We start from the raw sequence: 24,214 nt of genomic DNA, 5'->3' as shown, positions 1-24,214 counted from the left end.
CCGAAGCCAAAAGAACCGCCGAAGAAGGAACAGCCAAAACCCGAGCCTCGTCCGACTTTTGACGACGAACTGGAACGAGAAAAGAAACTGCTGGAACAACAGAAGGCGGCTCAGAAGGCAGCCGAGAAAGCGGCTCAGAAAGCAGCTGACGATCAGCGCGCCCGGGCGGCGACCGAGGCGCGCCAGCTCAAGCAGTTGCAGGCCGAGCAGGCGGCGGCCGCGCGAGCGCGCGGCCTGGCCGAGTATATCGACAGGGTTCGTGGCAAGATTCGCGGCAACATCACGCTGCCGCCGGGCATCGATGGCAATCCGGAGGCGCTGTTCGAGGTCACCCAGCTTCCCTCGGGCGACGTCCTCGATGTCAAGATCCTCCGCTCAAGCGGCAACGCGGCCCTTGATGCCGCCGTCGAGCGGGCTATCCGCAAGTCGTCGCCATTACCCAAACCAGCCCAAGCGGAGCTCTTCGACCGGGTGCTGAAAATCCCTTACCGGCCGAGGGACGACTAACGTAACCCGCCAGCTGACTGGCGAAGCCCAGGAGCAGCCGGACTTACCGGTCCTCGACATGCTCAAGGGCTTTTTGGCGCTATTTCAGCAGGCAACGGGTGCCGGCATCGGCAAGATCACGCTTCGTTACAAATCCTTCGCATGCAAAGGCGATATAATCGCGCATTCCGTACTGGACAAGCGCCATGTTTCGCATCTTGCTCCAACTCCGTCGTGCCGGCCCGCTCGCCGTTTGCGCCTTGGCCTTCTTCCTGCACCTCCCGGCCCACGCCCAACTGACCATAGAAATCACGGGTGCCGGTGCCAATCGCATCCCGATTGCCATTGCCGAGTTCGGCGGCGATCCTGGCGCATCGCGTATCGTCACCTCGGTGGTGCGTGCCGACCTGGAACGCAGCGGCCTGTTCAAGATGGTTGACAGCGGTGGCGGCCCCATGACCGAGGCATCAAGCCCTGTTTATGACGAGTGGAAAAACAGGGGGGCCGACGCGCTGGCCGCTGGCAGCATCGGCACGAGTCCAGACGGTCGGCAGGAGGCACGCTTCCGCCTTTATGACGTCAACAAGCAGGTCGGGCTCGGTGGCTCCGCCTTTGTGACTTCGAAACCGATGCTGCGGGCCGCTGGCCATCGCATCGCGGACATGATCTACGAAAAGCTGACTGGTGAGCCGGGTATTTTCTCGACGCGCATCGCCTACGTGGTCAGGGCGAGCGCCACGCGCTACGAGCTGCACATTGCCGACGCGGATGGCCAGAATGCGCAGGCAGCGCTGATTTCGAAGGAACCGATCATCTCGCCCGCCTGGTCGCCGGATGGCGGTCGTCTGGCCTATGTCTCCTTCGAGAACAAGAAGCCGGTGGTCTACGTGCACTCGCTGGCCTCCGGCAAGCGCATCGTGGTTGCCAACTTCAAGGGATCGAACTCGGCACCCACCTGGGCGCCTGACGGAAATCGCCTGGCGGTGGTGCTGAGCAAGGAAGGTGGCTCGCAGATCTTCATCGTCAACGCCGACGGCTCAGGAGCGCAGCGCCTGACGACAGCCAGCGCGATCAACACCGAGCCTCATTTCTCCCCGGACGGGCAATCGGTGTACTTCACGTCGGATCGTGGTGGCAGCCCACAAATCTACCGGGTTGGCGCCACCGGCGGCGACCCGCAGCGGGTGAGTTTCGAAGGTAGCTACAACGTGACGCCACGCCTTTCCCCCGACGGGAAGTCGATGGCCTTCATCAGCCGGCGTGATGGTGGTTTTCGTTTGAGCGTGATGGACTTGGCCAGCCGGCAGGTGCAAGTTCTTACCGACTCCTACAAGGATGAATCACCGAGCTTCGCGCCGAATGGCAGGATGATTCTGATTGCCACCGAGTCCGGTGGGCGTGGCGTACTCTCCGCCGTTTCGATTGATGGCCGCATCAAGCAACGCCTTTCCATTTCGGCCGGCGATGTCCGTGAGCCGGCGTGGGGTCCTTTCAACAAATAACCATCCGCTTTAATTGATAATTTCCCGCAGGAGAAAGACATGAAACAACTCGTCATCCCGGCCGCTCTTGCTCTCTTGCTTGCGGCCTGCAGCTCGACGCCCGACAACGAGGGCCAAACCGGCGCTCCCGTCGAGACGCGGGGCGGACCCGGAGTCGCCACGGTCACCGCAGGCGGCGTGGACAGCCACCGCCTGCCGGCTGCCCTCACCGATCCAAAGAATATCCTGTCGAAGCGCAGCGTGTACTTCGACTATGACAACTACGAGGTCAAGGCCGAGTACAAGGATCTGGTGGCCGCCCACGCCAAGTTTCTCACCGAGAACCGCCAGTTCAAGATGCTGATCCAGGGCAACACCGACGAACGCGGTAGCCGTGAATACAACCTGGCACTTGGCCAGAAGCGGGCCGATGCAGTCAAGCGCATGTTGGCATTGCTTGGCGCCCAGGAAGCGCAGCTCGAGTCGGTCAGCCTGGGCGAAGAGAAGCCGAAGAATGAAGGTCACAACGACACCGCCTGGGCAGAAAACCGCCGGGCGGACATGTTGTACAGCGGCGAGTTCTAGGATGTCAGAAACGCTCACCGATCGCCTGCCGGCCACGAGACGCGTTCTGTCCATTGCTTTGTTGCTTGCCGGCCTTGGCGCGCAACAGGCGCATGCCGGCCTCTTTGACGACGAGGAGGCCAGACGGAAAGTAGACGACCTGAGCATCAAGTCAAACGAGCGCCTTGACACCGTCGCCAAGGGGCAGATGGAGCTCGCCAACCAGATCCAGGCCTTGCGTGACGAGAATGCACGCCTGCGTGGTCAGGTCGAGACGCTGAACTACGAACTCGAGGCGGCCAAGAAACGGCAACAGGATTTTTACGTTGACCTCGACGGTCGCCTGCGCAAAATCGAAGCGCCGGTCGCCTCAGGTACCGACGCAGCTCCTGCGGGCGGCAGCCAACAAGCGCCGGCTGAAAGCCCCAAAAAGGTCGCCAGCGACCCGGCAACCGAGACGCGTGAGTACGAGGCGGCGCTCAATCTGTTCAGGGCCAACAAGCTGAAGGAAGCGGCGGCCGCTTTCGAAGCTTTCGCCAAGGCCCATCCGGACAGCACGCTGACGCCCAACGCGTACTACTGGCTCGGCAATGCGCATTACGCGCTGCGTGACTGCAAGAAGGGGATTGACGCACAGCGGATGGTGGTCAGCAAGTGGCCGGCACACGCCAAAGCGGCCGATGCCTTGCTCAACGTCGCCACCTGTCAGCAGGAACTTGGTGATAGCAAGAGTGCGCGGGCAACGCTTGAAGCACTGCTCGCCAAGTATCCGGAAAGCTCGGCAGCCAATGCGGCCAGGCAGCGCCTGAAGAAATAAGCGGGTGGAGGGCGCCGTCAAAAAGCCTTCGCTGAAGATCAGCGAGATCTTCGTCTCCCTGCAAGGTGAAAGCTCCCGCGTCGGCTTGCCAACGGTCTTTGTCCGTCTGACCGGCTGCCCACTGCGTTGCGTGTGGTGCGATACAGCCTACGCCTTCACCGGCGGTCAGACGATGCAGCTGCCGGAGATTCTCGCCGAGGTCGCCCGGCACGAGGTACGCCACGTTTGCGTTACGGGTGGCGAACCCCTCGCCCAGTCCGCCTGCCTGCTGCTGCTGAGCGCACTCAGTGATGCCGGTCATGCCGTCTCGCTGGAAACCTCCGGTGCTCTCGATATCGGCAAGGTCGATGCGCGCGTGGCGCGCGTCGTCGACCTCAAAGCGCCCGGTTCCGGCGAGAGCGCCCGCAATCGCTGGGAAAACCTTCCCCTGCTGACCGCCAACGACGAGCTCAAGTTCGTGCTGAAGGACCGCGTAGACTACGACTGGGCTTGCCAGTTGATCGCGGAACGGCAACTCGCGACGCGCTGCCCGCTGCTTTTTTCGCCGGTGGAGGGTGAACTGGCGGCGGCGACACTGGCCGAATGGGTAATCGCCGATCGCCTGCCGGTGCGCTTCCAGTTGCAACTGCACAAGGTTCTTTGGGGTAAAATTCGAGGCAGATAGGCCTCGAGAGCAAGCCGCCATGAATGAGCAACGACGTCGCTATTGCCGTATCGCCTTTGATTCGCCAGCGCAGTTGATCATCGGTGACGTCCAGATCGAGGTACGCGTGGGAGATATTTCGCTGAAAGGCGCGTTGGTACGCCTGCCAGAAGGTGCCGATCTTCGGCCCGGCGTAGCGGCCGAGCTACGTGTCGACCTCAACGAGGTCGACAACCAGATCAGCATGCAGACTCTCATCGTCCACGTCGAAGACCAACAAGCCGGTCTCGTCTGCCGGACCATAGACCTCGACAGCGCAAGCCACCTGCGCCGCCTCGTCGAGCTCAACCTGGGCAGCGCAGAGCTGCTCGAGCGCGAGTTCTCGGTGCTGCTCTCCGGGTAGCCTGGGGCAGGCTCCATGCGCACCGTGGCTAGGTAACATCTGTCGCCCGCCAGGGCTGTTTCCCGCTCGACAAGCCGATGCTGCTGGCCAGGCCCGCACGACGATTGTCGTCAGCCGTGGCCAAAGACAAATCGATGACCCGGGAACACTGGTATATTCACCAACCCATGCCACCGACTCCTTCACCTCACACACCGCGTGCCGTCGTTCTCCTCTCCGGTGGACTCGACTCAGCGACGACGCTGGCGATCGCCAAAGCTGCCGGATTTCAATGCTTCTGCCTGTCGATCGACTACGGCCAGCGTCACCGTGCCGAGCTGCAGGCGGCGGCAGCCGTTGCCGCAGCGATGGGCGCCAGCGAGCATCGAGTGCTGCGCCTCAAGCTGGACGACTTCGGCGGCTCCGCGCTGACCGACAACAGCATCGCCATCCCCGTCGACGGTGTTGAGGCGGGCATTCCGGTCACTTACGTGCCGGCGCGCAATACGATCATGCTCTCGCTGGCGTTGGCGTGGGCCGAGGTGCTCGGCAGCCACGATATTTTTGTCGGCGTCAACGCCGTCGACTACTCCGGCTATCCCGATTGCCGGCCAGAGTACATCGAAGCATTCGAAAGAATGGCCAGGCTGGCGACCAGGGCGGCCGTCGAAGGTGCGACGCTGAACATCCACGCGCCGCTGATCGATCTCGGCAAGGCAGAGATCATCCAGCGCGGTACCGAACTCGGGGTGGACTACCGCTTGACCGTTTCCTGCTACCAGGCCGATGCGCTCGGCAGCGCCTGCGGTGCCTGCGATTCGTGCCGCCTGCGGCGAGCCGGGTTTGTCGCCGCTGGCATGGCCGACCCGACGCGCTATGCGGCGTGATTGCTGCCTGGCGCCTCGCCGCGAGCGTGCCAGCCCGTCCAGGCAAGCTCAGGCGTCGCTCCCAGACACCGCTTCTGGCTGAGGAATAACGCGCGCAATCAGGACCTTATCGACTCGGTTTCGATCCATATCCACCACTTCGAAGCGCAGGCCGGCGAGCTCGAAGTGATCCGTTGGCGCGGGAATGTGGCCGAGCACGTACATGATCAAGCCACCCAGAGTATGGAAGGCGTTTTCTTCCTCGCCCGGCAGTTCGGAGGCGATTCTGAGGATGGCCCGCAGACGTTCGAGGGTGACGCCGCCGTCCACCAGCCAGGAGCCATCTTCGCGCACGACGATATCGATCTCCTCGGGCGTATCGTAGGCGGGGAGATCGCCGACGATGGAAGTCAGCACGTCGGTGAGCGTGACCAGACCCTGCAACTCGCCGTACTCGTCGACCATCAACGCGCATTGCTGGCGCGCCCGGCGGAAGGTTTCGAGCAACTGGGTCGTCGTCACACTCGCCGGCACGTAGAGTGCCGGTCTGACGAAGGGCTCGATCGACAGCGGCTCGCCAAAGAGGGCGCCCTTGAGCAACTCACCGGTGCGCAAGACGCCAACGATGTGCTTCAGACCCTCGCGGCAGACGACAATGCGTTTGTGCGGGCTCTCGGCGAGGCAGTTGCGAATCTCCGCTTCGCTGTCATTCAAGTCGAGCAGATAGATGTCCTTGCGGTGGGTCATGATCGCGCTGATCCGCTGTTCGTCGAGCCGCAGGACGTTGGAAACAATGTCCTGCTCGCTGGCGTGGAAGACGCCGGCCCTGGCACCCTGGTCCATCAACAGCTTGATTTCCTCGTCGGTCACCGAGGACGCCTGCGTTGGTCGTGCGCCGATCAGGCGCAGGAGCAAGCTGGACGACGACGAGAGCAACCATACCAGCGGGCGCGCCAGGCCAGACAGCAGGCCCATCGGTGGCGCGATCAGCGCGGCAACGCGCTCCGGCGCAAGCAGGCCGAGGCGCTTCGGAACGAGTTCGCCCACCACAACTGCGAAATACGTCACCCCGCCGACCACCACCGTCAGAGCGATCGCCCTGGCGTAGGGAGCGAGTGGCGAAAACCCGCTCAACCATTCGGCCAGCGGCACTGCCAGCGCCGCTTCGCCGATGGCTCCACTCAGGATGCCGATGGTGGTGATACCGACCTGGATGGTCGACAGGAAAGTCGACGGCTCTTTGCTCAGTGCCAACGCCGAGCGAGCGCCCAGGTTGCCATCATCGGCGAGTTTCTGCAGGCGTGACTGTCGGGAAGACACGACGGCGATTTCCGCCATGGCGAGAACGCCGTTGAGCAGGACGAGCAAGAGGAGAAGCGCGATGTCCATTGATCAGCGTCGGGCTGCCGAGCAGTCAGTCGGGTTTTTTAGGCGAGTGCGGGCATTATATCGGGTGAGCACCCTCGCGCCGCGCTACCTGCGCGCCGTGGCGGTGGCGAAGGACTCGGCCGGAAGCCACGGCGATGGTCGCGTCGCCACGCCGCGTGAGCATCGCACGGCGCTACATCCGACCCTGACTGTTGTAATTGCACAACACTTCTATCCTGCGCCAGACCACCATGACGAAGGCCACCGCTCGCCCGCCCAGTGATGCCTCGACGCCCCTTAAAGCAAGGGCTGTAGCGGCGACCTGCAGTGTGCCCAGGCGGCCGGTTCACCCCTTCCGGGTGACGCCCGAACGCTCTTCCTGGAAACACGTTCGGCGAGCCGGGTTGACCAAGTCTCTGATAATCAATAGAGTTCGCCTCCTGCTGAAAGGAAGAAAGACACTTTCAGTCGTCAGCTGAATCGGCACAACGCAAGCTCAGCTGCCCAGCTTCAATCCGCCCCTCTGCTCGCGGCGCATCCCACCGCACAGAGTCCCGGCCTCAGGGTACGTGTTTCCCCCAATTTCGAGGCTTTGCACCCGCCTGTAACCGTCCATCGTCGGGCCGTCGCTTTGGCACGATGACGAAAGGTAAGGAGAGAGCATGTCTACTACCAGTCTGTTCAAAGGCACCAGGGCGCGTCGTACTGACGCCACCTTGAGTTTCATTCAATATGGTTTGATCATCGTTGGCCTGATGCTCGTTCTCGGCACCATCAAGCCGGCCTTCAGTGGCAGCATCAGCGCCGACAAGAGAAGCGCAACGCTTGCCGCATCTGCAACCCACGAGGAAGAAGGTTCAGCCGTCCCCGAAGGCCTGCCAGTGGCCGCCGCTGAAGCATCACCGACAGCCACCGTCGAATCTACTCCGGAAACTCTGAAGCCATCGCTGAAGCGCGCCCTCGACTACGTGTCGCGTCGCTACCGCGTTGCGCCGGAAGCACTGATCCCGATCTTCGCCACTGCGCAGAGCGTCGGGCGCGAGCATCGTCTCGATCCCTTGCTGATCATTGCCATCATCGGTATCGAATCGCGGTTCAATCCCTTTGCCGAAAGCCCGGTCGGTGCCCAAGGCCTGATGCAGGTGATGCCGGGTTTCCACCTGGACAAGGTTCCGGAAGGCGCGGGTGAGCAGCCCTTTCTGGACCCGGTAACCAACATCCAGGTCGGCGTCCATGTTCTTGAGGAGGCGATCCGCTGGCGTGGCAGTCTAACCCGCGGCCTGCAACATTATGGCGGCTCGTCGAAAGACCCTGACACCGGCTACGCGAACAAGGTGTTTGCCGAAAAGCAGCGCCTCGAGCAGGCCGCACGGGGCAGCGGCGGCTCGCACGCCTGAGTATCACGCCGTTCAGGTTGCCGGCTGCTCTGCGACGCGGGCACCGGCCCCCGCCATACGCCGGATCGCCTGCCTGGCCGCGGCCGAGAGCACGAGTTCAGCGTCGCTCAGCGGCATCATCAGGCGCTCGTCGAAATGCAGCAAACCCGCTTCATCCTCGCACAGGAATTCCGCTTCGATCAGACTGGCGATGAAAACCGAAAAGGTCGCCTTGTCGGCAATTTCCGGCGTATTGAAGTCGTAGAGCAGCGCTAACCGTTGTGCCAGACGCTGGCAGTTGTCTGCCAGCGCCGCGCGGCCAATTTGGCCGCTTCCCTGCTGCTCGAGCAGCGCCAGGGTGAGGAAGTGCCGCTCAAGTAGAGGGCGAATGCTTTCACCGAGCAGATGCAACTCGGCAAATTCCTGACTGGTCGGCTCGGGAGCTGCGAGCCAGGCGGACGATTCGGTGCGATACAGAAGGCCGCGCCTGACCAGCACGCCAATGACCGCTTCGCTGGCTGCCGACAACTCTTCCAGCGGCCAGCGAAGGAACAGCTCGGCTCGCATCAGGGCGTAGATGCCGCGCACCGCCTGCGCCACACGTGTGCCATCGAGGCGGCGGTTGTGGCTCAACAGGCAGGCAATCACCGCCGGCAGGGCAAACAGATGGAGTACGTTGTTGCGGAAGTAAGCGAGCAAAGGCGCCTGTCTTGCCGGCACACGAATCAGTTCGCCCAGGGAATCAGCGAAGCGTTCGACAATGGCCAGTCGCTCGGCGTAGGCCACCACCGCCGGTGCATCGAGCGTGCAGGCGATGCCTGGCGGGGCATACGAGGCTTCGGCGAACAGTGCCTGGTAGTGCTCGATCATCCGCTGCAGCACTTGCTCGTCGGCGGTATGCTTCGGCGTCGCCAGCATGGTGAGCGCGATCAGGTTCACCGGATTGAGCACCGCCGCCTCGTTGATGCGCTTGGCCAGTTCGGCCGCGGCGCGGCGCGTCACTGCCCGCGACCATGCTGAAGGACCTTCGGCAGCCTGGTCACGCCAGGCGGGGTACTGGGCGTCGAGAAATCCGGCCAGAATCAGCGGTTCGCCGACGTTGACGTGAACCTTGCCAAACACCCGCTTGAGACTACGGAGACTCTTCAGGATGCCCAACAGCGATTCCCTCTGCTTGGCTTTCCCTGCCAGTTCACCGAGGTAGGTGCGCCCCTCGAAAAGCTTCTCGTAGCCGATGTATACAGGCACGAATACCAGCGGCCGGGTGTGCTCACGGATGAAACTGTGCACGGTCATGCCGAGAATGCCGGCTTTTGGCGCCAACATCCTGCCGCTGCGGCTGCGCCCGCCCTCGATGAAGTATTCGAGCGGGAAGCCACGGGCAAGCATCAGCTGAAGATAGTCGTCGAAGACCGCAGCGTATAGCGGCTGACCCTTGAAGCTGCGGCGCAGGAAGAATGCGCCGCAACGGCGTAGCAAGGCGCCGACGATCGGCAGGTCGAGGTTGGCGCCGGCAGCGATGTGCGGTGGGGTCAGGCCATTGCGGTGAATCAGATACGACAACAGCAGGTAGTCGATATGGCTACGGTGACAAGGTACGTAGACGATTTCGTGGCCCGGGGCGATGCGCGTAACGACGTCGAAATTGTGCAATTCGATACCATCGTAGAGTCGCGCCCACAACCAGGCCAGGAACAGCTCGAGCGCGCGCACCGCACCGTAGGAATAATCGGACGCGATCTCCAGTGCAAAACTGCCGGCCCTCGCGCGTGCGTCCTCGGGCGATATACCCTGTGTCGCGGCCTCCTTGGCGATCGCCGCGCGCACCCGCTCGCCGGAGAGCACCGCACTGACCTGGGTGTTACGGTGCGACAAATCAGGGCCGATGGCCATTTGCCGCTGGCGGTAAAAATGAACGCGCAAGACCCGCGACAGCTTGCGTAGCGCCCGCTCTTCGTCGAATCCTTCCGGCAGCAGCTTGCGCAGCGAAATCGGTGCGTTGTAGCGCACCAGAACATGGCGGCCGTGCAGCACGATTGCCAGCAGCTGTCGCCAGGCGCCAGGCGGGCGCCAGGTTTCCGAGAACAGCGCCTTGAGAATCGAATCCTGCTTGCCGGGGGCGCGTCCCCAGAGGATGAGTACCGGGACCAGTTGTACGTCGACTTGCGGGTCGACGACGGCCTGACGGACCATAGCCGCCAGCAACGTCGACTGCGCACGGCTGTCGCGCTCCCGGCCGGCGAGGCTGCGGTCGCGATTGAGAAAGAAGAACGAGCGCGCCAAGCGCTGCCCGGCAAGGTCGATCGGCGCCTCGGCGCGCGGCAGACCCGCCCGCCGGGACTCCTCGAAAAGAACCAGCAGGTTCGAGAGGTGCCGGTTCTGCAACACGTAGCAGACCGGCTTCTCCGGATCGAGAGCCAGTTCCTGCGACTTCGCCGGGAAAACCGAGGTCCGCACCCAGAGATACAGCAAGCGGCGGGCCAGCGGGAGAAACCAGTCAGAGACGCTGCCAGGATCGCTCACGACTACGCGCCCGTCGCTCACCGCTGACGCTTACTCTTCTTCGACGACCTTGTGCTGCGAAGCGAGTTGTTGTTGCGTTGCCGGCGGCACCTGCGCGTAGTGCGAAAAAGCAATGCTGTACGAACCCTGTCCACCCGTCAGCGACTTCAGACGCGACTGGTAGTTGTCGAGTTCGGCCAGCGGCACCTCGCCGGTAATTGCCATCACCCCGGGACCGCGCGGCTGCGTGCCGGTCAGGTGGCCCCGCTTGCTGGAAAGGTCCCCGGTGAGATCGCCGGTCATCGCTTCCGGCGCAAGGATTTCGATCTCCACCACCGGCTCGAGGATGATCGGTTTGGCGGCACGAATCGCGTCGACGGTGGCTTTGCGAGCAGCGGTGGTGAAGGCGATGTCCTTGCCGTCCACCGGGTGGGTCTTGCCGTCGTACACCGTGACACGCAAGTCCTGCACCGGAAAGCCGGCAACCACACCGTCGGCAAGGGCCTGACGAACCCCTTTCTCGACCGATGCCATGAACACTCCCGGGATGACGCCGCCCTTGACGATATCGACGAACTCAAAGCCGGCACCCCGTTCGAGGGCTTCGACGCGCAGCGCAACTTCGCCGAACTGACCCGCGCCACCGCTCTGTTTCTTGTGCCGGCAGTGCCCCTCGGCCGAGCCCGTGATCGCTTCACGATAGGCAATCTGCGGCGGGGTGGTATCGAGTTCCAGTTTGTACTGCTGTGCGAGGCGCGTCAGCTTGGCGCGCAAGTGCATTTCACCGATGCCGCGAATGACCGTTTCGTTGGTCGCCGCATGCCGTTCGATCCGGAAACACGGGTCCTCCACCTCCAGCTTGTGCAAAATCTCGAACAGACGTTGCTCGTCCGCCTTGCGTTTGGCATGAACGGCGAGTCCCTGCATCGGCTGCGGAAACTCGAGCGGTTTCAGGTGGATGTGGTCTTCATCGTGCGAATCGTGCAGAACACAATCGAACTCGATCTCTTCAACCTTGGCAATGGCGCCCAGGTCGCCAGGGATCAGGGTCTCGGCCTCGACATACTCCTTGCCTTGCAGGTGGTAGATGTGACCGACCTTGAAGGGACGCTTGCCATCACCAACGAAAAGCTGTGAATCCTTCCTGATGGTGCCTTGATGAACGCGGAAAACGCCGACCTTGCCAATGAAAGGATCACTGACGATCTTGAAGACGTGGGCGAGAACATGCTTGTCCGGATCGGGGTCTGCCTGAAAGGCTTCCGCTGGCCCCTCCGGCCCCCCGCGATAGAAGGGTGGCGGGTTTCCCTCGGCCGGACTGGGTGCCAGCTGGGCAAGGACATCGAGGAGTTGCGGAATGCCGGCGCCGGTTCTTGCCGAAACGAACAGAATCGGAATCAGATGGCCCGAACGTAGCGCTTTTTCGAACGGCCGATGGAGTTCGTCCGGACTGGGATCGACCCCTTCGTCCAGATAGCGAGCAAGTAGCTCCTCGTCCTCCTCGACGATCTGATCGATTAACGCGCGGTGCGCCGCAGCGACAGATTCGAAGTCGCTCTCGCCGGTTTCGTGCCCGAGCAACTCGACGACTTCGCTGCCCTGCTTGACTGGCAGATCCAGCAACATGCATTCACGACCGAAGCGTTCGCGGATTTCCCCGACCAGCGCCGGCAGATTGACGTTGTCGGCGTCGATCTTGTTGATGACGATCATCCTGCAGACGCCGCGCGCAGCCGCCAGCTGCATCATCCGTTCGCTTGAGAGCTCGATGCCGTTCTGCGCATTGATCACCACCAGAGCGGTGTCTACGGCGGCCAGCGCACTGATCGCCTGCCCGGCGAAGTCGGGAAAGCCCGGGGTATCGATCAGATGAACCTGCACACCCCGCCACGGAAAGCCCACCAGCGCCGCATTCAGCGAGTGGCCAAATTCCTTCTCTTGCGGATCGAAATCGCAAACGGTATTACCCTTCTCGACAGCGCCGCGGCTACTGATCGCGCCGGCCGCGGCGAGCAGGCTTTCGGCGAGGGTGGTCTTGCCGGCGGCGCCGTGGCCGACAAGGGCGACCGTACGCAGATTACTGGTGGTGGTTTGGCCCATTCATCATCTCCCATGAAGTCGAAGGCACGCGGCAGCTTCAAGACTAGCCACGTGGCATTGCAGATCACGCGTGCTGACATCATTTTACCCCTGCCGCGACCACAGCGCTCGCGCTAGAGTGCATTGCTGGAGGCCCTGCCGAGGCAGTGCCTGGCAAGCGATGAGTTTCGCGCCCGCCCGTCGATGAATGCTCCCCGGCTGGCACCGACAGCGTATGGAGAAAACATGAACTTTGTGCAAATCGCTTGGGTCAGCTAAAGTTACGCGCTTTTTTTCAGTTTTGATGAACACTGCGTCAGGAGCCATTATGGAAAACGATCAGCGCCAAGCCGACCTTCGCGATGCTGCCCTCGAATATCACAGTTCCCCGACTCCGGGCAAGATTGCTGTCCAGCCGACCAAGGGACTGAACAATCAGCTCGATCTGGCGCTCGCCTATTCCCCTGGCGTTGCTTTCGCCTGCCATGCCATCGTCGATGACCCCGGTTCTGCCAGCCTCTACACATCGCGGGCCAATCTCGTTGGCGTGATTACCAACGGAACGGCCGTCCTCGGGCTCGGCAACATCGGTCCCCTGGCCGCGAAACCGGTGATGGAAGGCAAGGGCTGTCTGTTCAAGAAGTTTGCCGGCATCGATGTCTTCGACATTGAACTCGCCGAAAGGGACCCCGACAAGCTGATCGACATGATCGCCGCCATGGAGCCAACACTGGGCGGCATCAATCTGGAAGACATCAAGGCGCCGGAGTGCTTCTACATCGAAGCCAAGCTCAAGGAACGGATGACGATTCCGGTCTTTCATGACGATCAGCATGGCACGGCGATCATTTCGTCGGCGGCGATCCTCAACGCGCTCCAGGTGACCGGCAGAAAGATCGACGAAGTGACCGTCGTCTGCTCGGGCGCCGGTGCCGCAGCCATTTCCTGCCTCAACCTGTGGTGTGAGTTGGGAGTGCGGCGCGAAAACATTATCGTCTGCGACTCGAAAGGGGTGATTTACGCCGGGCGAGACGCCGACATGGAGCCGAACAAGGCGCGTTATGCGCGTGACACCGGCTGCCGGACACTGGCCGAAGCGCTCAACGGCGCCGATGTTTTTCTCGGGCTGTCCGCCGCCGGCATCCTCCAACCCGAAATGCTTGCCAGCATGGCCGAGCGACCGATCGTTTTCGCGTTGGCCAATCCGACGCCGGAGATCATGCCCGAGCTGGCGCACCAGGTGCGCCCGGACGTGATCATGGCCACCGGTCGTTCGGATTACGCCAACCAGGTCAACAATGTGCTCTGCTTCCCGTTTATCTTTCGCGGCGCCCTTGATGTCGGCGCCACCAGCATCAACGAGGAAATGAAGATGGCCTGCGTCAGAGCGCTGGCAGAGATGGCGCAGTGGGAGGTGAGCGATGAGGTAGCGATGGCCTATGCCGATCAGGAGTTGGCGTTTGGCGCCGATTACCTGATTCCCAAACCCTTCGATCCGCGTTTGATCACCACCATCGCGCCGGCCGTGGCCGAGGCCGCGATGCGATCCGGCGTGGCAACGCGGCCGATTGCCGACCTCGACGCCTACCGCGAGAAGCTGCGGGAGTTCGTTTACCAGACCGGCTTTGGCATGCGCGCGGTTTTCTCGGCCGCCAAGCGCGTCCGCGAGACGCGCATCGTTTATTGCGATGGCGAGGATGAAAGGATGCTCCGGGCTGCACAGACGATCATCAGTGAAGGTTTGACGCGCCCGATTCTGATTGGCCGCCCCGATGTGATTTCGGCGCGACTCAAGAGGCTCGGTTCAAAGTTGGAGCCCGGCACGGATTTCGAGATCGTCGACCCGGCCAGCGACGAACGCTACAAGGAATGCTGGAAGACTTATCATCAGCTGAGAAAGCGCCATGGGGTAACTATCGACATCGCCAAGACGCGTTTGCGCACCAACAATACGATTATCGGTGCCATTCTGCTCAAGCTTGGCTACGCAGACGGGATGATCTGCGGCCTTTCCGGCCGGTTTTCCCATCACCTGCGGCAGATCGACGAGGTCATTGGCAAAGCACCCGGCCGCAGCACGATGGCCGCGATGACCCACGTCTTGCTGCCTGGGCGGGCGCTTTTCCTCTGCGATACACACGTCAATGAGGATCCCGATGCCGAGCAACTGGCCGAGATCACCCTGATGGCCGCCGAGGCGGTCAGCCGCTTCACGATCAAGCCCAAGGTGGCGCTGTTATCACATTCGAACTTCGGCTCGTCGCAGACCGCTGCCACGCGCAAGCTGAGCGAAGCGGTGAGGATCGTCCGCGCCAAGGCGCCTGATCTGGAAATCGACGGCGAAATGCACGGCGAAAGCGCGCTCTCGGAAGCGATACGGAACCAGTCTGATCCGGAATCGCCACTCAGCGGCGAGGCCAATCTCCTGGTGATGCCCAATCTGGATGCCGCGAACATTTCCTACAACCTGCTCAAGATGACCGGTGGTGACGGCATGTCGGTGGGTCCGATCCTGCTTGGCGCGGCTCGACCGGTACATGTGCTGCTACCGACCTCAACCGTGCGCAGAGTGGTGGACATGAGCGCACTGGTCGTCGTCGAAGCTGCGGCCGAATAGCTGTCGCAACGCTTCCACGGCCGGCGATCACGTCGCAGGCGGTGATCGCACCCGGCAACAAGCCTATGGTTTTCATGGCTTATCCGTGCGCCTGCTGCAGTCTTTACAAATGCGCAGAGTCAATGCATCATCAACAGAGCCACCCCGGTAAAGCCGGGACCTGATGGTTCACTACGCAGTGCAAGGTCCTTTTGGGAGACATGGCAGCCAATCCGCAACATCCGCCGCTCAGCGGCCTCGCTCGTTCGCTTGTACAAGCTGATCGGCTCAAGGAAGCCGAGGTTGAGTCTTTGCTCGCGCAAGCCGCGGCCAGCCGGAAATCGTTGATCGGGCAACTGGTCAGCGCCCACAAGGCCACCTTCATCGAGCTGGCGCGTTTTGCGTCGGACAAGTTCGGTTATCCACTTCTCGATCTGGCGGCTATCGACGACGCCCATATCCAGAAGAATCTTATCGACGGGAAACTTATCGCCACCCACCAAGTGGCGCCCCTCTACAAGCGTGGTAACCGACTGGCGATCGCCATCGCCGATCCAACCAACCTGCGAGCCCTCGACGAAATCCGCTTTCAGACGGGTTTGGCGGTCGACCCGGTAGTCGTTGAGGAAGACAAGCTTCTTGCCCTGGTAGCGAAACTCTCCGAATCGGTGGGGGACGCTCTAAGAGGCCTGAGCAACGAGGAAATCAACCTCGAGTTCTCCGACGAGCAAGGCCACGAGAGCGTGGACGAGGTGGCGAACCTTGAGGTGGATGACGCGCCTGTCGTCAGGTTCATTCAAAAGATGATGCTCGATGCCATCAACGACGGTGCCTCAGACATCCACTTCGAACCCTACGAAAAGAGCTATCGTATCCGCTTTCGCATCGACGGCCTGCTGCGCGAAGTGGCCGCCCCGCCCCTGGTCATCAAGGACAAAATCGCCTCACGCATCAAGGTGATTTCGCGCCTCAACATCGCCGAAAAGCGCGTCCCACAGGATGGCCGCATGCGTTTGGTGCTGTCGAAAAGCAGGGCTATCGACTTCCGCGTCAGCACCCTGCCGACGATGTACGGAGAAAAGATCGTCTTGCGAATTCTCGATCCGACCAGCGCCACGCTGGGGATCGATGCGCTGGGGTACGAGCCTGAGCAGAAAGCCGTACTGCTCGACGCCATCAACCGGCCTTACGGGATGATCCTGGTAACCGGACCGACGGGTTCGGGCAAGACCGTCTCGCTCTATACCTGCCTCAACATCCTGAACAAACCGGGGGTCAATATTGCCACCGCAGAAGACCCTGCCGAGATTGCCTTGGCGGGTGTCAATCAGGTCAATGTCGATGACAAGGCCGGACTCACCTTTCCGGTGGCCCTCAAGGCCTTCCTTCGACAGGACCCGGACATCATAATGGTGGGCGAGATCCGGGATATCGAAACGGCGGAGATTGCGATCAAGGCAGCACAAACCGGGCATATTGTCTTGTCGACGCTCCATACGAACGATGCGCCGGCGACTCTGACGCGCCTGATGAACATGGGTATCCCGACGTTCAATCTGGCCTCGAGCATCTTGCTGATTACAGCTCAGCGCCTTGTGCGTCGGCTATGCACCTGCAAGAAGCCACTTGATACGCCGATCGAAACGCTACTCAACGCCGGATTCACGGAGAGCGATCTTGATGGCAGCTGGACGCTCCAGGGCCCGGGAGAGTGTCCGCGCTGCAAGGGCAGCGGCTACAAAGGACGGGTGGGTCTCTACGAAGTAATGCCCGTGACTGAAGCGATTCAGCGCATTATCATGGCCAACGGATCGGAGCTTGATATTGCAATCCAGGCCAGAAAAGAAGGCGTCAATGATCTGCGTCGTTCTGGACTGTTGAAGGTCAAGCAAGGGCTCACCTCTCTCGATGAGGTGCTCGGCAGCACCAACGCTTGAAGAAGAGGGAATAATGGCGACCGCAGCGAAACCCAGCAGGAAGACCGGGCCCGAAATCAAGGAACACGTTTTTCTCTGGGTGGGAAAAAACAAGGCCGGAAAAGTCGTTCGTGGCGAGCAGCGCGCCGGTAGCCAGACTGTCGTACAGGCCACCCTACGGCGTCAGGGAATCCTGCCGAGCAAGATCTCCCGGCAGCGCTTCAAGGGTGGGCGATCGGTTACCGAGAAAGATATCACGCTGTTTACGCGGCAACTGGCCACGATGATGAAAGCGGGGGTACCGTTGCTGCAGACTTTCGACATCGTCGGTCGTGGGCACGACAACCCGACGGTAGGCAAGCTGTTACTCGACATCAAGGCCGACGTCGAAACCGGTAGCTCGCTGTCACAAGCGTTCCGCAAGTATCCGCTGCACTTCGATGCCTTGTACTGCAACCTGGTCGCAGCCGGCGAGCAGGCCGGCATTCTCGAAACATTGCTCGATCGCCTGGCCAACTATAAAGAAAAGATCATGGCGATCAAGTCGAAGATCAAGTCAGCGCTGTTCTATCCGATCTCCATCATCGTCGTCGCCTTCATCATCACTGCGGTGATCATGATCTTCGTGATTCCGGCCTTCAAGGAAGTTTTCCGTAGCTTCGGCGCCGACCTTCCGACACCGACACTGGTGGTAATCGGCATCTCGGACATCTTCATAGAGTACTGGTGGGCAATTTTCGGCAGCATCGGACTCACGATCTTTGCGTTCTTCTATACCTTGAAGCGATCAGAAAAAATGCAGATCCTTTTCGACCGCCTGTTCCTCCGCCTGCCAGTTTTTGGCGACGTCATTCGCAAATCGGTGATCGCCCGCTGGACGCGCACGCTGGCGACCATGTTCGCTGCCGGCGTCCCCCTGGTCGAGTCACTGGAGTCCGTCGGCGGCGCTGCCGGCAACTATGTCTACAAGGCTGCGACCAGACAGATCCAGAGCGAAGTCAGCACCGGTACCAGTCTGACCTCTGCCATGCAGAACACCCAGCTCTTCCCGAACATGGTGACTCAGATGGTGGCCATTGGCGAGGAATCCGGGGCGTTGGATTCAATGCTCGGGAAGGTCGCCGACTTCTTCGAGGCCGAGGTCGACGATGCGGTCGCGGCGATCTCCAGCTTGATGGAACCGATGATCATGGTCGTTCTGGGCGTACTGATTGGTGGCATGGTCATCGCCATGTATCTTCCGATCTTCAAACTGGGCGCTGTAGTCGGCGGATAATGCCGGGCCCACTCGCTGGCGCCGATCTGGCGCCGAGTCTATTCCCTGTCCTTTGTGGCCTGCTCGGGCTGCTGGTCGGCAGCTTTCTCAATGTCGTCATTCATCGTTTGCCAAAAATGATGGAGCGCGACTGGCGAGCCCACTGCGCCGAACTCCACGGTCAGGAACCACCGGCGCAGGAACCGCTGTCGCTGGCCAGACCTGGCTCGCGATGCCCCGGTTGTGGGCATGCGATTAGCGCCATCGAGAATGTTCCGGTGCTGAGCTGGTTGTTTCTGCGCGGCCGCTGCTCGGCATGCGACCAGCCGATTTCACCACGATACCCGCTGGTCGAGTCGGTCAGCGGTCTGCTGAGCGCCTTCGCTGCCTTTCATTTCGGCTATGGCTGGGCGGCGCTGGGCGCCATGCTGCTGATCTGGTGCCTGATCGCACTGACTTGCATCGACCTTGACACGCAATTGCTGCCCGACTCGATCACCTTGCTCCTGCTGTGGACCGGTTTGTTGTTCAATCTGGTCGGCACCTTCGCCGAGTTGCAGTCAGCGGTGATCGGGGCGGTGAGCGGCTACCTCTCCCTGTGGTCCGTTTACTGGGCATTCAAACTGACCACCGGCAAGGAAGGGATGGGCTACGGCGACTTCAAGCTGCTCGCTGCGCTCGGCGCCTGGCTGGGCTGGCAGATGCTGCCGCTGACCATCCTGCTCTCGTCGCTCCTCGGCGCCGTGGTCGGTATTGCGCTGATCGTTATCGCCAAGCGCGGACGCAGCGTGCCAATTCCCTTCGGCCCCTACCTGGCGACGGCCGGGCTGCTTGCCTTGTTCTGGGGGAAACCCCTCACGCGCGCCTACGTCAGCCTGCTGTAGCCGTCCGAGAGCGCGACGCAGGCCCTTCCCCGCAAGGCGGGAGGGGCGGGTAGAACCTTCCCGGGTTCGCGTATAATCCACGCTTTTCTGGCTCTTTCCGAGGGTTTATCATGCCGATTTACGCGTATCGCTGCGGCTCCTGCGGTTTCGAGAAAGATCATCTGCAAAAACTTAGCGACTCGCCGTTGTGCACCTGCCCCGATTGTGGTCAGGCCACCTACAGCAAGCAAGTGACGGCTGCCGGCTTTCAATTGAAAGGCACGGGCTGGTATGCAACCGATTTCAAGGGCAGCGGCAAGCCCGCGAAGACCGCACCCGGTGCACCGACGGCCACCACCGGCGCCGAACCGGCGGGAAGTACCACGACCGCCCCCGCCAGCACTACTGTTGCCGCCGCGGACACCGGCGCGGCCAAGCAATGAAGCGCTACTTCATTACCGGGCTGCTGATCTGGGTTCCGCTGGCCATCACCGCCTGGGTCCTGGTTCTGATCGTCGGCACCATGGATCAGTCGATGCACCTGTTGCCGGCGGCGATACACCCACGCACCCTGCTCGGCTTCGACATCCCGGGAGCCGGGGCCATTCTGACCCTGCTGATCATCATGGTTACCGGCTTGCTGGCTGCCAACTTTATCGGCCAGCGATTGGTCATCTGGTGGGAGCAACTGCTGGCAAGAATTCCGGTTGTCAATTCGATCTACAACAGCGTCAAGCAGGTATCCGACACACTGTTCTCGTCGTCGGGTAACGCTTTTCGCAAAGCGCTGTTGATCGAGTACCCGCGCCGAGATGCGTGGACGATCGCCTTCCTGACCGGCAAGCCCGGTGGTGATGTGGTTCGCCACCTTGATGGCGACTATGTCAGTGTCTACGTCCCGACAACGCCAAACCCGACGTCGGGCTTCTTTTTGATGCTGCCGAGGGCGGATGTGATCGAACTGGACATGAGCGTGGATACGGCGCTGAAGTACGTGATCTCGATGGGCGTTGTGGCGCCACCGCTACGACCACGGCCGGTCACCACCACCGGCAATACCACCATAATCTGACACCAGCAGCCAGGAAACAGCATGCGCACCCATTATTGCGGACAGGTCAATTCACAACTCATCGGCCAGGAAGTACGGCTTTGTGGCTGGGCACATCGGCGTCGGGATCACGGGGGCGTGATCTTCGTTGACCTGCGTGACCGCGAGGGCCTGTCGCAGATCGTTTGTGACCCGGACCGTCCGGCGATGTTCGAAGTCGCCGAATCGGTACGCCACGAGTTCTGCCTGCGAGTCGTCGGCAGGGTTCGCGCCCGTCCTGAAGGAACTGTAAACGCCAATATCGCCAGTGGCGAGGTCGAGATCCTCTGCCACGAGATGGAAATTCTCAACACGTCGGCAACCCCACCGTTTCAGCTTGACGAAGAGAACCTGTCGGAAAACATTCGCCTCTTGCACCGGGTAATCGACCTGCGTCGTCCCGCAATGCAAAAAAACATGCAACTGCGCTACCAGACGGCACGCGCTTTCCGCCGCTTCCTGGATGACGCCGGCTTCATGGACATCGAGACACCGATGCTCACCAAGAGCACCCCTGAGGGCGCGCGCGACTATCTGGTACCGTCGCGTGTTCATCCAGGACAGTTCTTCGCCCTGCCCCAATCGCCACAGTTGTTCAAGCAACTGCTGATGGTCGCCGGCTTCGACCGTTACTATCAGCTGACCAAATGCTTTCGCGACGAGGACCTGCGTGCCGACCGTCAGCCGGAGTTCACTCAGGTCGACATGGAGACCTCGTTCATGGCCGAGGGCGAAATCATCAAGCTCATGGAGGAGCTCATCCGGGCGGTATTCAAGGAGGTGATCGCTGCCGATCTGCCCAATCCGTTTCCCCGTCTGGCTTACGCCGAAGCAATGCAACGCTACGGCTCGGACAAACCAGACCTGCGCGTAACCCTCGAACTCGTTGAAGTTACCGACGTCCTGAAGGATGTTTCGTTCAAAGTCTTCGCCAATGTCGCCAACAGCCCAGGTGGCCGTATCGCCGCATTGCGCATCCCCGGCGGGGCCACCCTGACGCGTGGCGAGATCGACGCCTACACCCAGTTTGTCAGCATCTACGGCGCCCGCGGTCTGGCCTACATCAAGGTCAACGATGCGACACAGCTCAACGAAATCGGCCTGCAATCGCCGATCGTCAAGAACCTTCACGAACTTGCGCTCAAGAGCATCGTCGAACGAACCGGTGCGCAGTCAGGCGATCTGATCTTTTTCGGCGCCGACAAACGAAAGGTGGTCAACGATGCGCTCGGCGCCCTGCGCGTCAAGATCGGTCACGAAAAAGGCTTCCTGAATGGCCATGCCTGGGAACCGGTGTGGATCGTAGACTTCCCGATGTTCGACTATGACGAGAACGAGCACCGCTGGACCGCCTGTCACCACCCCTTTACCAGTCCGAAAGACGATCAGCTCGCACTTCTGCAAACGGACCCGGGCAGTTGCCTGGCCAAAGCCTACGATCTGGCGCTGAACGGTTCTGAACTGGGTGGCGGCTCGGTGCGTATTCACCAGGCAAGCGTGCAGGAAGAGGTCTTCAAGGTCTTGGGTATTGGCGATGAAGAAGCCCAGCTCAAGTTCGGCTTCCTGCTTGACGCGCTCAAGTACGGCGCGCCGCCGCACGGTGGTCTGGCATTTGGCCTGGATCGGATCGTCGCGATGATGGCCGGCAGCGACTCGATCCGCGACGTGATTGCGTTCCCCAAGACGCAGCGAGCGCAATGTCTGCTCACCGACGCGCCGAGCAGCGTGGACGAAAAGCAACTGCGGGAACTTCATATCCGCCTGCGCCAGAAGGTCGAAACGCAGGTAGAGGTCAGCAAGGGGTAACTACCGGTGCTGCGAATTGCCGGTTTTCTCCGGCTGCTGCTGATCACAGTACTGCTCGGGCTGTTCGGCCTGACTGGTGCGCCGCAGGCGCGCGAACTGCAGTACCTCAAAACGATTGCGCTGTCCGAGCTACCCGCCGAGGGACAGCACGTCCTGCGGCTGATCCGGCAAGGCGGACCCTTCCCGTATCCGCACAAGGACGGCAGCGTATTCGGCAATTTCGAGCGACGCCTGCCTTTGCAGTCGCGCGGCTACTATCAGGAGTATACGGTGCCGACGCCGGGTCGCCGCGACCGCGGCCCCCGACGGATCATCGCCGGCAAGGGGAGCGGCGGGGATGTCGCGACCTCTGGCGAGTACTACTACACCGACGATCACTACGGCAGCTTTCGCCGCATTCGAGAATGACCATGCGTGTGGACAAGTTGCAGACCCTGCTCGAAGATTCACGCCAAGCCGGAATCTACCGTCTTCCGCAGATCGGCCGGGCGGCAGTCAAAAAAGCCGCCGCAGCGGCCAGCTTCGCCTGCTTCGAGGTCAGCCTCGCAGACTCGGCGCAAGTTGATGCCGTCCTCGCCCGCTTAGGCCAGGACCTCCACTTCCCGGAGTGGTACGGTAACAACTTCGATGCTCTGAAGGATTGCCTGCGCGACTTCTCGTGGTGTGAGGCGCCCGGCTACGTACTGATCGTATCCGGCGCGGAGACCTTGCGCGCCGAGGAACCTGCGCTGTTCGAGACCCTCAAGGAGGTTCTCGTCGTGGCCATCGACGAATGGCGATCGCAAGGCTTGCCGATGTGGATTTTCTTTGATCTTCGTGCGGACGGAGCGGCCCCTCTGCCAAGACTGGCATGACCCGGTACAAGCAGCCGGTGTCGGTCCTGGTCCTGGTTCACACCCCGGAGCTGCTGGTACTGCTGCTCGAGCGGGCGTCGCATGCCGGTTACTGGCAGTCGGTAACCGGCAGTCAGGAAAGCGGCGAGACGCTGGTCGAAACGGCGCTCCGCGAGCTTGCCGAGGAGACCGGCATCGAGGCCGCTGCCAGCGACCTTCGGGACTGGCAACTGACCAACCGCTACGAGATCTTTACCGAATGGCGTCACCGCTACGCGCCAGGGGTACTGCACAACACCGAGCACGTCTTCTCCCTGCAGTTGCCGGCGGTGCAGCCAGTCGTCATCGCCCCCGACGAGCACCTTGCCTACTGCTGGTTACCCTGGCGCACGGCAGCCGCCAAGTGCTTTTCCTGGAGCAACCGCGACGCACTGCTCATGCTGCCGGAGAGGGCTCACCTGTCGGCGCAGTAAACCGCTGCGCCAGGCAGCTGGGGCAGTAGCAGCTGCCTCCCGGTGTCGGGTCGACGGAAACCGCTGCCTGCTCCATGCACCAGCACGTGGCAGAGCCAGCGGCCGCGCCACAGACAAACGACGCGCCACAGCTTTCGCAAACGCTTGCGACCGGCTGCTTGTTGCTATCAGGCATGAGCATTCTCCACTGTTCGCCAGCCGGCGGATCGGCACGTTTGCTTCCCGCCGGGCACACACAACGCATGCTCTTTCTGGGCCCAGTCTACCGGGACTCCCGGGAGCGCACCAGGCGAGCGCGTGACGCGAGAACTGGTGCCGAGAGGATGCGGGCAACCGCTACCGCCTATCCACCCCTTCAAGCTCCCGAATCAGTTGTTCGACATCGATCGGTAGACAGCCGGTAATCTCGAGATCCCTGTCCTCGAAGACGTCCGCGTTCGGTTGCCTGGCCTGCCAGCTAGCGATGACCTCGTCTCTCTGGCGAATCAGCGACTCGACGTGCGGGCGATAGAGTCGCAGCATCGCCGTGATCCAGCGATTCACGGCCCAGTTGGGAAACGCATGGTCGATAGCGAAGCAGTCAAGCATCGCGATCACCTGTTCAGCTCGATACCAGGTTTCCGCGGTAACCCAACGATTGGTGCAGAAGAGCCCGATCGGGTAGCCCCAGGTGTCCATCGAGATGGCAAGCAGGTGGCAAATGGCTGCATCGCCCGATGGCCAGGCGTCCGTGGCTTGTGGGTACTCGACCGGGCGGCAGCCAGCTGGCATGCCACCGGCACGAAGAAAGAGGTGGAAATGCCCATGCTCCAGTTCGG

24 protein-coding genes are annotated in these 24,214 nt (G+C 61.6%); 19 read left to right on the top strand and 5 right to left on the bottom strand.

The window, feature by feature from the left end:
- The 7 genes from RUW20_RS17155 to queC all read left to right on the top strand — a co-directional run.
- Nucleotides 1–507, top strand: a 507-nt coding sequence (locus RUW20_RS17155) for an energy transducer TonB (protein ID WP_313953440.1), incomplete at its 5' end; no start/stop codon positions are given.
- A gap of 185 nt (nt 508–692) precedes the next feature.
- Nucleotides 693–1,988 (top strand): Tol-Pal system beta propeller repeat protein TolB, encoded by a 1,296-nt coding sequence (gene tolB, locus RUW20_RS17150; RefSeq protein ID WP_313953439.1) that lies wholly within the window; start codon nt 693–695, stop codon nt 1,986–1,988.
- A 39-nt stretch (nt 1,989–2,027) separates the two neighbouring features.
- Nucleotides 2,028–2,552 carry a peptidoglycan-associated lipoprotein Pal gene (gene pal, locus RUW20_RS17145; protein WP_313953438.1) on the top strand — a complete coding sequence of 175 codons (525 nt, stop codon included), beginning with the start codon at nt 2,028–2,030 and terminating at the stop codon, nt 2,550–2,552.
- A gap of 1 nt (nt 2,553) precedes the next feature.
- The gene (gene ybgF, locus RUW20_RS17140; RefSeq protein ID WP_313953437.1) at nt 2,554–3,348 is read left to right on the top strand and encodes a tol-pal system protein YbgF; all 795 of its coding nucleotides are present in this window, start codon (nt 2,554–2,556) and stop codon (nt 3,346–3,348) included.
- A 4-nt stretch (nt 3,349–3,352) separates the two neighbouring features.
- Nucleotides 3,353–4,012 (top strand): 7-carboxy-7-deazaguanine synthase QueE, encoded by a 660-nt coding sequence (queE, locus tag RUW20_RS17135; RefSeq protein ID WP_313953436.1) that lies wholly within the window; start codon nt 3,353–3,355, stop codon nt 4,010–4,012.
- Nucleotides 4,013–4,031: 19 nt separating this feature from the next.
- Entirely contained in the window at nt 4,032–4,394 is a 363-nt protein-coding gene (locus RUW20_RS17130; protein WP_313953435.1) for a PilZ domain-containing protein, read from the top strand.
- Between the two features lie 167 nt (nt 4,395–4,561).
- Nucleotides 4,562–5,260, top strand: coding sequence for a 7-cyano-7-deazaguanine synthase QueC (gene queC / locus RUW20_RS17125; protein WP_313953454.1), 699 nt, complete (start codon nt 4,562–4,564; stop codon nt 5,258–5,260).
- 48 nt (nt 5,261–5,308) lie between these two features.
- On the opposite strand, the gene RUW20_RS17120 is transcribed toward queC, so the two are convergent.
- Nucleotides 5,309–6,628, bottom strand: a complete 1,320-nt coding sequence (locus RUW20_RS17120; protein ID WP_313953434.1) for a hemolysin family protein — start codon at nt 6,626–6,628, stop codon at nt 5,309–5,311.
- Here RUW20_RS17120 and RUW20_RS17115 point away from each other — a divergent pair.
- On the top strand, nt 6,621–6,890 hold the full coding sequence (locus tag RUW20_RS17115; RefSeq protein ID WP_313953433.1) for a hypothetical protein: 270 nt from the start codon (nt 6,621–6,623) through the stop codon (nt 6,888–6,890). The genes RUW20_RS17120 and RUW20_RS17115 overlap by 8 nt on opposite strands.
- 379 nt (nt 6,891–7,269) lie before the next feature.
- On the top strand, nt 7,270–8,004 hold the full coding sequence (locus RUW20_RS17110) for a transglycosylase SLT domain-containing protein (protein WP_313953432.1): 735 nt from the start codon (nt 7,270–7,272) through the stop codon (nt 8,002–8,004).
- 12 nt (nt 8,005–8,016) lie between these two features.
- Here RUW20_RS17110 and plsB read toward each other — a convergent pair whose 3' ends face one another.
- Together plsB and fusA are read right to left on the bottom strand one after the other, a co-directional pair.
- Nucleotides 8,017–10,506, bottom strand: a complete 2,490-nt coding sequence (plsB, locus tag RUW20_RS17105) for a glycerol-3-phosphate 1-O-acyltransferase PlsB (protein ID WP_313953431.1) — start codon at nt 10,504–10,506, stop codon at nt 8,017–8,019.
- Between the two features lie 30 nt (nt 10,507–10,536).
- Complete coding sequence (fusA, locus tag RUW20_RS17100) at nt 10,537–12,585, bottom strand: elongation factor G (protein WP_313953430.1); 2,049 nt, start codon at nt 12,583–12,585, stop codon at nt 10,537–10,539.
- 307 nt (nt 12,586–12,892) lie between these two features.
- Between fusA and RUW20_RS17095 the strand changes: the two genes are divergently transcribed.
- The 10 genes from RUW20_RS17095 to nudB all read left to right on the top strand — a co-directional run bounded on the left by RUW20_RS17095 (nt 12,893) and on the right by nudB (nt 23,396).
- Nucleotides 12,893–15,181 carry an NADP-dependent malic enzyme gene (locus RUW20_RS17095; protein ID WP_313953429.1) on the top strand — a complete coding sequence of 763 codons (2,289 nt, stop codon included), beginning with the start codon at nt 12,893–12,895 and terminating at the stop codon, nt 15,179–15,181.
- Between the two features lie 200 nt (nt 15,182–15,381).
- Nucleotides 15,382–17,097 (top strand): type IV-A pilus assembly ATPase PilB, encoded by a 1,716-nt coding sequence (pilB, locus tag RUW20_RS17090; RefSeq protein WP_313953428.1) that lies wholly within the window; start codon nt 15,382–15,384, stop codon nt 17,095–17,097.
- A gap of 13 nt (nt 17,098–17,110) precedes the next feature.
- Nucleotides 17,111–18,352, top strand: coding sequence for a type II secretion system F family protein (locus RUW20_RS17085; protein WP_313953427.1), 1,242 nt, complete (start codon nt 17,111–17,113; stop codon nt 18,350–18,352).
- The gene (locus RUW20_RS17080) at nt 18,352–19,215 is read left to right on the top strand and encodes an A24 family peptidase (RefSeq protein ID WP_313953426.1); all 864 of its coding nucleotides are present in this window, start codon (nt 18,352–18,354) and stop codon (nt 19,213–19,215) included. The genes RUW20_RS17085 and RUW20_RS17080 overlap by 1 nt, the downstream gene beginning before the upstream one ends.
- A gap of 110 nt (nt 19,216–19,325) precedes the next feature.
- The gene (locus tag RUW20_RS17075; protein ID WP_313953425.1) at nt 19,326–19,637 is read left to right on the top strand and encodes an FmdB family zinc ribbon protein; all 312 of its coding nucleotides are present in this window, start codon (nt 19,326–19,328) and stop codon (nt 19,635–19,637) included.
- Complete coding sequence (locus RUW20_RS17070; RefSeq protein WP_313953424.1) at nt 19,634–20,266, top strand: DUF502 domain-containing protein; 633 nt, start codon at nt 19,634–19,636, stop codon at nt 20,264–20,266. Before RUW20_RS17075 ends, RUW20_RS17070 begins: the two co-directional genes overlap by 4 nt.
- A 21-nt stretch (nt 20,267–20,287) precedes the next feature.
- A complete protein-coding gene (gene aspS / locus RUW20_RS17065) occupies nt 20,288–22,090 on the top strand; it encodes an aspartate--tRNA ligase (protein ID WP_313953423.1) in 1,803 nt (600 codons plus the stop codon).
- A gap of 60 nt (nt 22,091–22,150) precedes the next feature.
- Nucleotides 22,151–22,498 carry a ribonuclease domain-containing protein gene (locus tag RUW20_RS17060; protein WP_313953453.1) on the top strand — a complete coding sequence of 116 codons (348 nt, stop codon included), beginning with the start codon at nt 22,151–22,153 and terminating at the stop codon, nt 22,496–22,498.
- A 17-nt stretch (nt 22,499–22,515) separates the two neighbouring features.
- Entirely contained in the window at nt 22,516–22,944 is a 429-nt protein-coding gene (locus tag RUW20_RS17055; protein WP_313953422.1) for a barstar family protein, read from the top strand.
- Nucleotides 22,941–23,396 (top strand): dihydroneopterin triphosphate diphosphatase, encoded by a 456-nt coding sequence (gene nudB / locus RUW20_RS17050; RefSeq protein ID WP_313953421.1) that lies wholly within the window; start codon nt 22,941–22,943, stop codon nt 23,394–23,396. Before RUW20_RS17055 ends, nudB begins: the two co-directional genes overlap by 4 nt.
- Here the strand turns inward: nudB and RUW20_RS17045 are convergent.
- On the bottom strand, nt 23,359–23,571 hold the full coding sequence (locus RUW20_RS17045) for a cysteine-rich CWC family protein (protein WP_313953420.1): 213 nt from the start codon (nt 23,569–23,571) through the stop codon (nt 23,359–23,361). The two genes, nudB and RUW20_RS17045, sit on opposite strands and share 38 nt — an antisense overlap.
- 161 nt (nt 23,572–23,732) lie before the next feature.
- Nucleotides 23,733–24,214 (bottom strand): DUF6969 family protein (locus tag RUW20_RS17040; protein ID WP_409559382.1); only part of this gene is annotated, 482 nt, incomplete at its 5' end.

The sequence above is a fragment of the Accumulibacter sp. genome, assembly GCF_032229525.1.
In the GTDB taxonomy this organism is placed as follows: domain Bacteria; phylum Pseudomonadota; class Gammaproteobacteria; order Burkholderiales; family Rhodocyclaceae; genus Accumulibacter.
Note: the sequence above shows the minus strand (reverse complement) of the source record. Positions and strands in the feature narration are given on the sequence as shown.

Bases quoted from the DNA above. Each gene is read 5' to 3' on its own strand.
- queC (WP_313953454.1), top strand. From the start codon at position 4,562: ATGCCACCGACTCCTTCACCTCACACACCGCGTGCCGTCGTTCTCCTC.
- pal (WP_313953438.1), top strand. From the start codon at position 2,028: ATGAAACAACTCGTCATCCCGGCCGCTCTTGCTCTCTTGCTTGCGGCC.
- fusA (WP_313953430.1), bottom strand. From the start codon at position 12,585: ATGGGCCAAACCACCACCAGTAATCTGCGTACGGTCGCCCTTGTCGGC.
- RUW20_RS17120 (WP_313953434.1), bottom strand. From the start codon at position 6,628: ATGGACATCGCGCTTCTCCTCTTGCTCGTCCTGCTCAACGGCGTTCTC.
- RUW20_RS17095 (WP_313953429.1), top strand. From the start codon at position 12,893: ATGGAAAACGATCAGCGCCAAGCCGACCTTCGCGATGCTGCCCTCGAA.
- RUW20_RS17130 (WP_313953435.1), top strand. From the start codon at position 4,032: ATGAATGAGCAACGACGTCGCTATTGCCGTATCGCCTTTGATTCGCCA.
- aspS (WP_313953423.1), top strand. From the start codon at position 20,288: ATGCGCACCCATTATTGCGGACAGGTCAATTCACAACTCATCGGCCAG.
- RUW20_RS17110 (WP_313953432.1), top strand. From the start codon at position 7,270: ATGTCTACTACCAGTCTGTTCAAAGGCACCAGGGCGCGTCGTACTGAC.
- RUW20_RS17070 (WP_313953424.1), top strand. From the start codon at position 19,634: ATGAAGCGCTACTTCATTACCGGGCTGCTGATCTGGGTTCCGCTGGCC.
- RUW20_RS17045 (WP_313953420.1), bottom strand. From the start codon at position 23,571: ATGCCTGATAGCAACAAGCAGCCGGTCGCAAGCGTTTGCGAAAGCTGT.
- tolB (WP_313953439.1), top strand. From the start codon at position 693: ATGTTTCGCATCTTGCTCCAACTCCGTCGTGCCGGCCCGCTCGCCGTT.
- RUW20_RS17085 (WP_313953427.1), top strand. From the start codon at position 17,111: ATGGCGACCGCAGCGAAACCCAGCAGGAAGACCGGGCCCGAAATCAAG.
- RUW20_RS17115 (WP_313953433.1), top strand. From the start codon at position 6,621: ATGTCCATTGATCAGCGTCGGGCTGCCGAGCAGTCAGTCGGGTTTTTT.
- RUW20_RS17075 (WP_313953425.1), top strand. From the start codon at position 19,326: ATGCCGATTTACGCGTATCGCTGCGGCTCCTGCGGTTTCGAGAAAGAT.
- nudB (WP_313953421.1), top strand. From the start codon at position 22,941: ATGACCCGGTACAAGCAGCCGGTGTCGGTCCTGGTCCTGGTTCACACC.
- ybgF (WP_313953437.1), top strand. From the start codon at position 2,554: ATGTCAGAAACGCTCACCGATCGCCTGCCGGCCACGAGACGCGTTCTG.
- RUW20_RS17080 (WP_313953426.1), top strand. From the start codon at position 18,352: ATGCCGGGCCCACTCGCTGGCGCCGATCTGGCGCCGAGTCTATTCCCT.
- pilB (WP_313953428.1), top strand. From the start codon at position 15,382: ATGGCAGCCAATCCGCAACATCCGCCGCTCAGCGGCCTCGCTCGTTCG.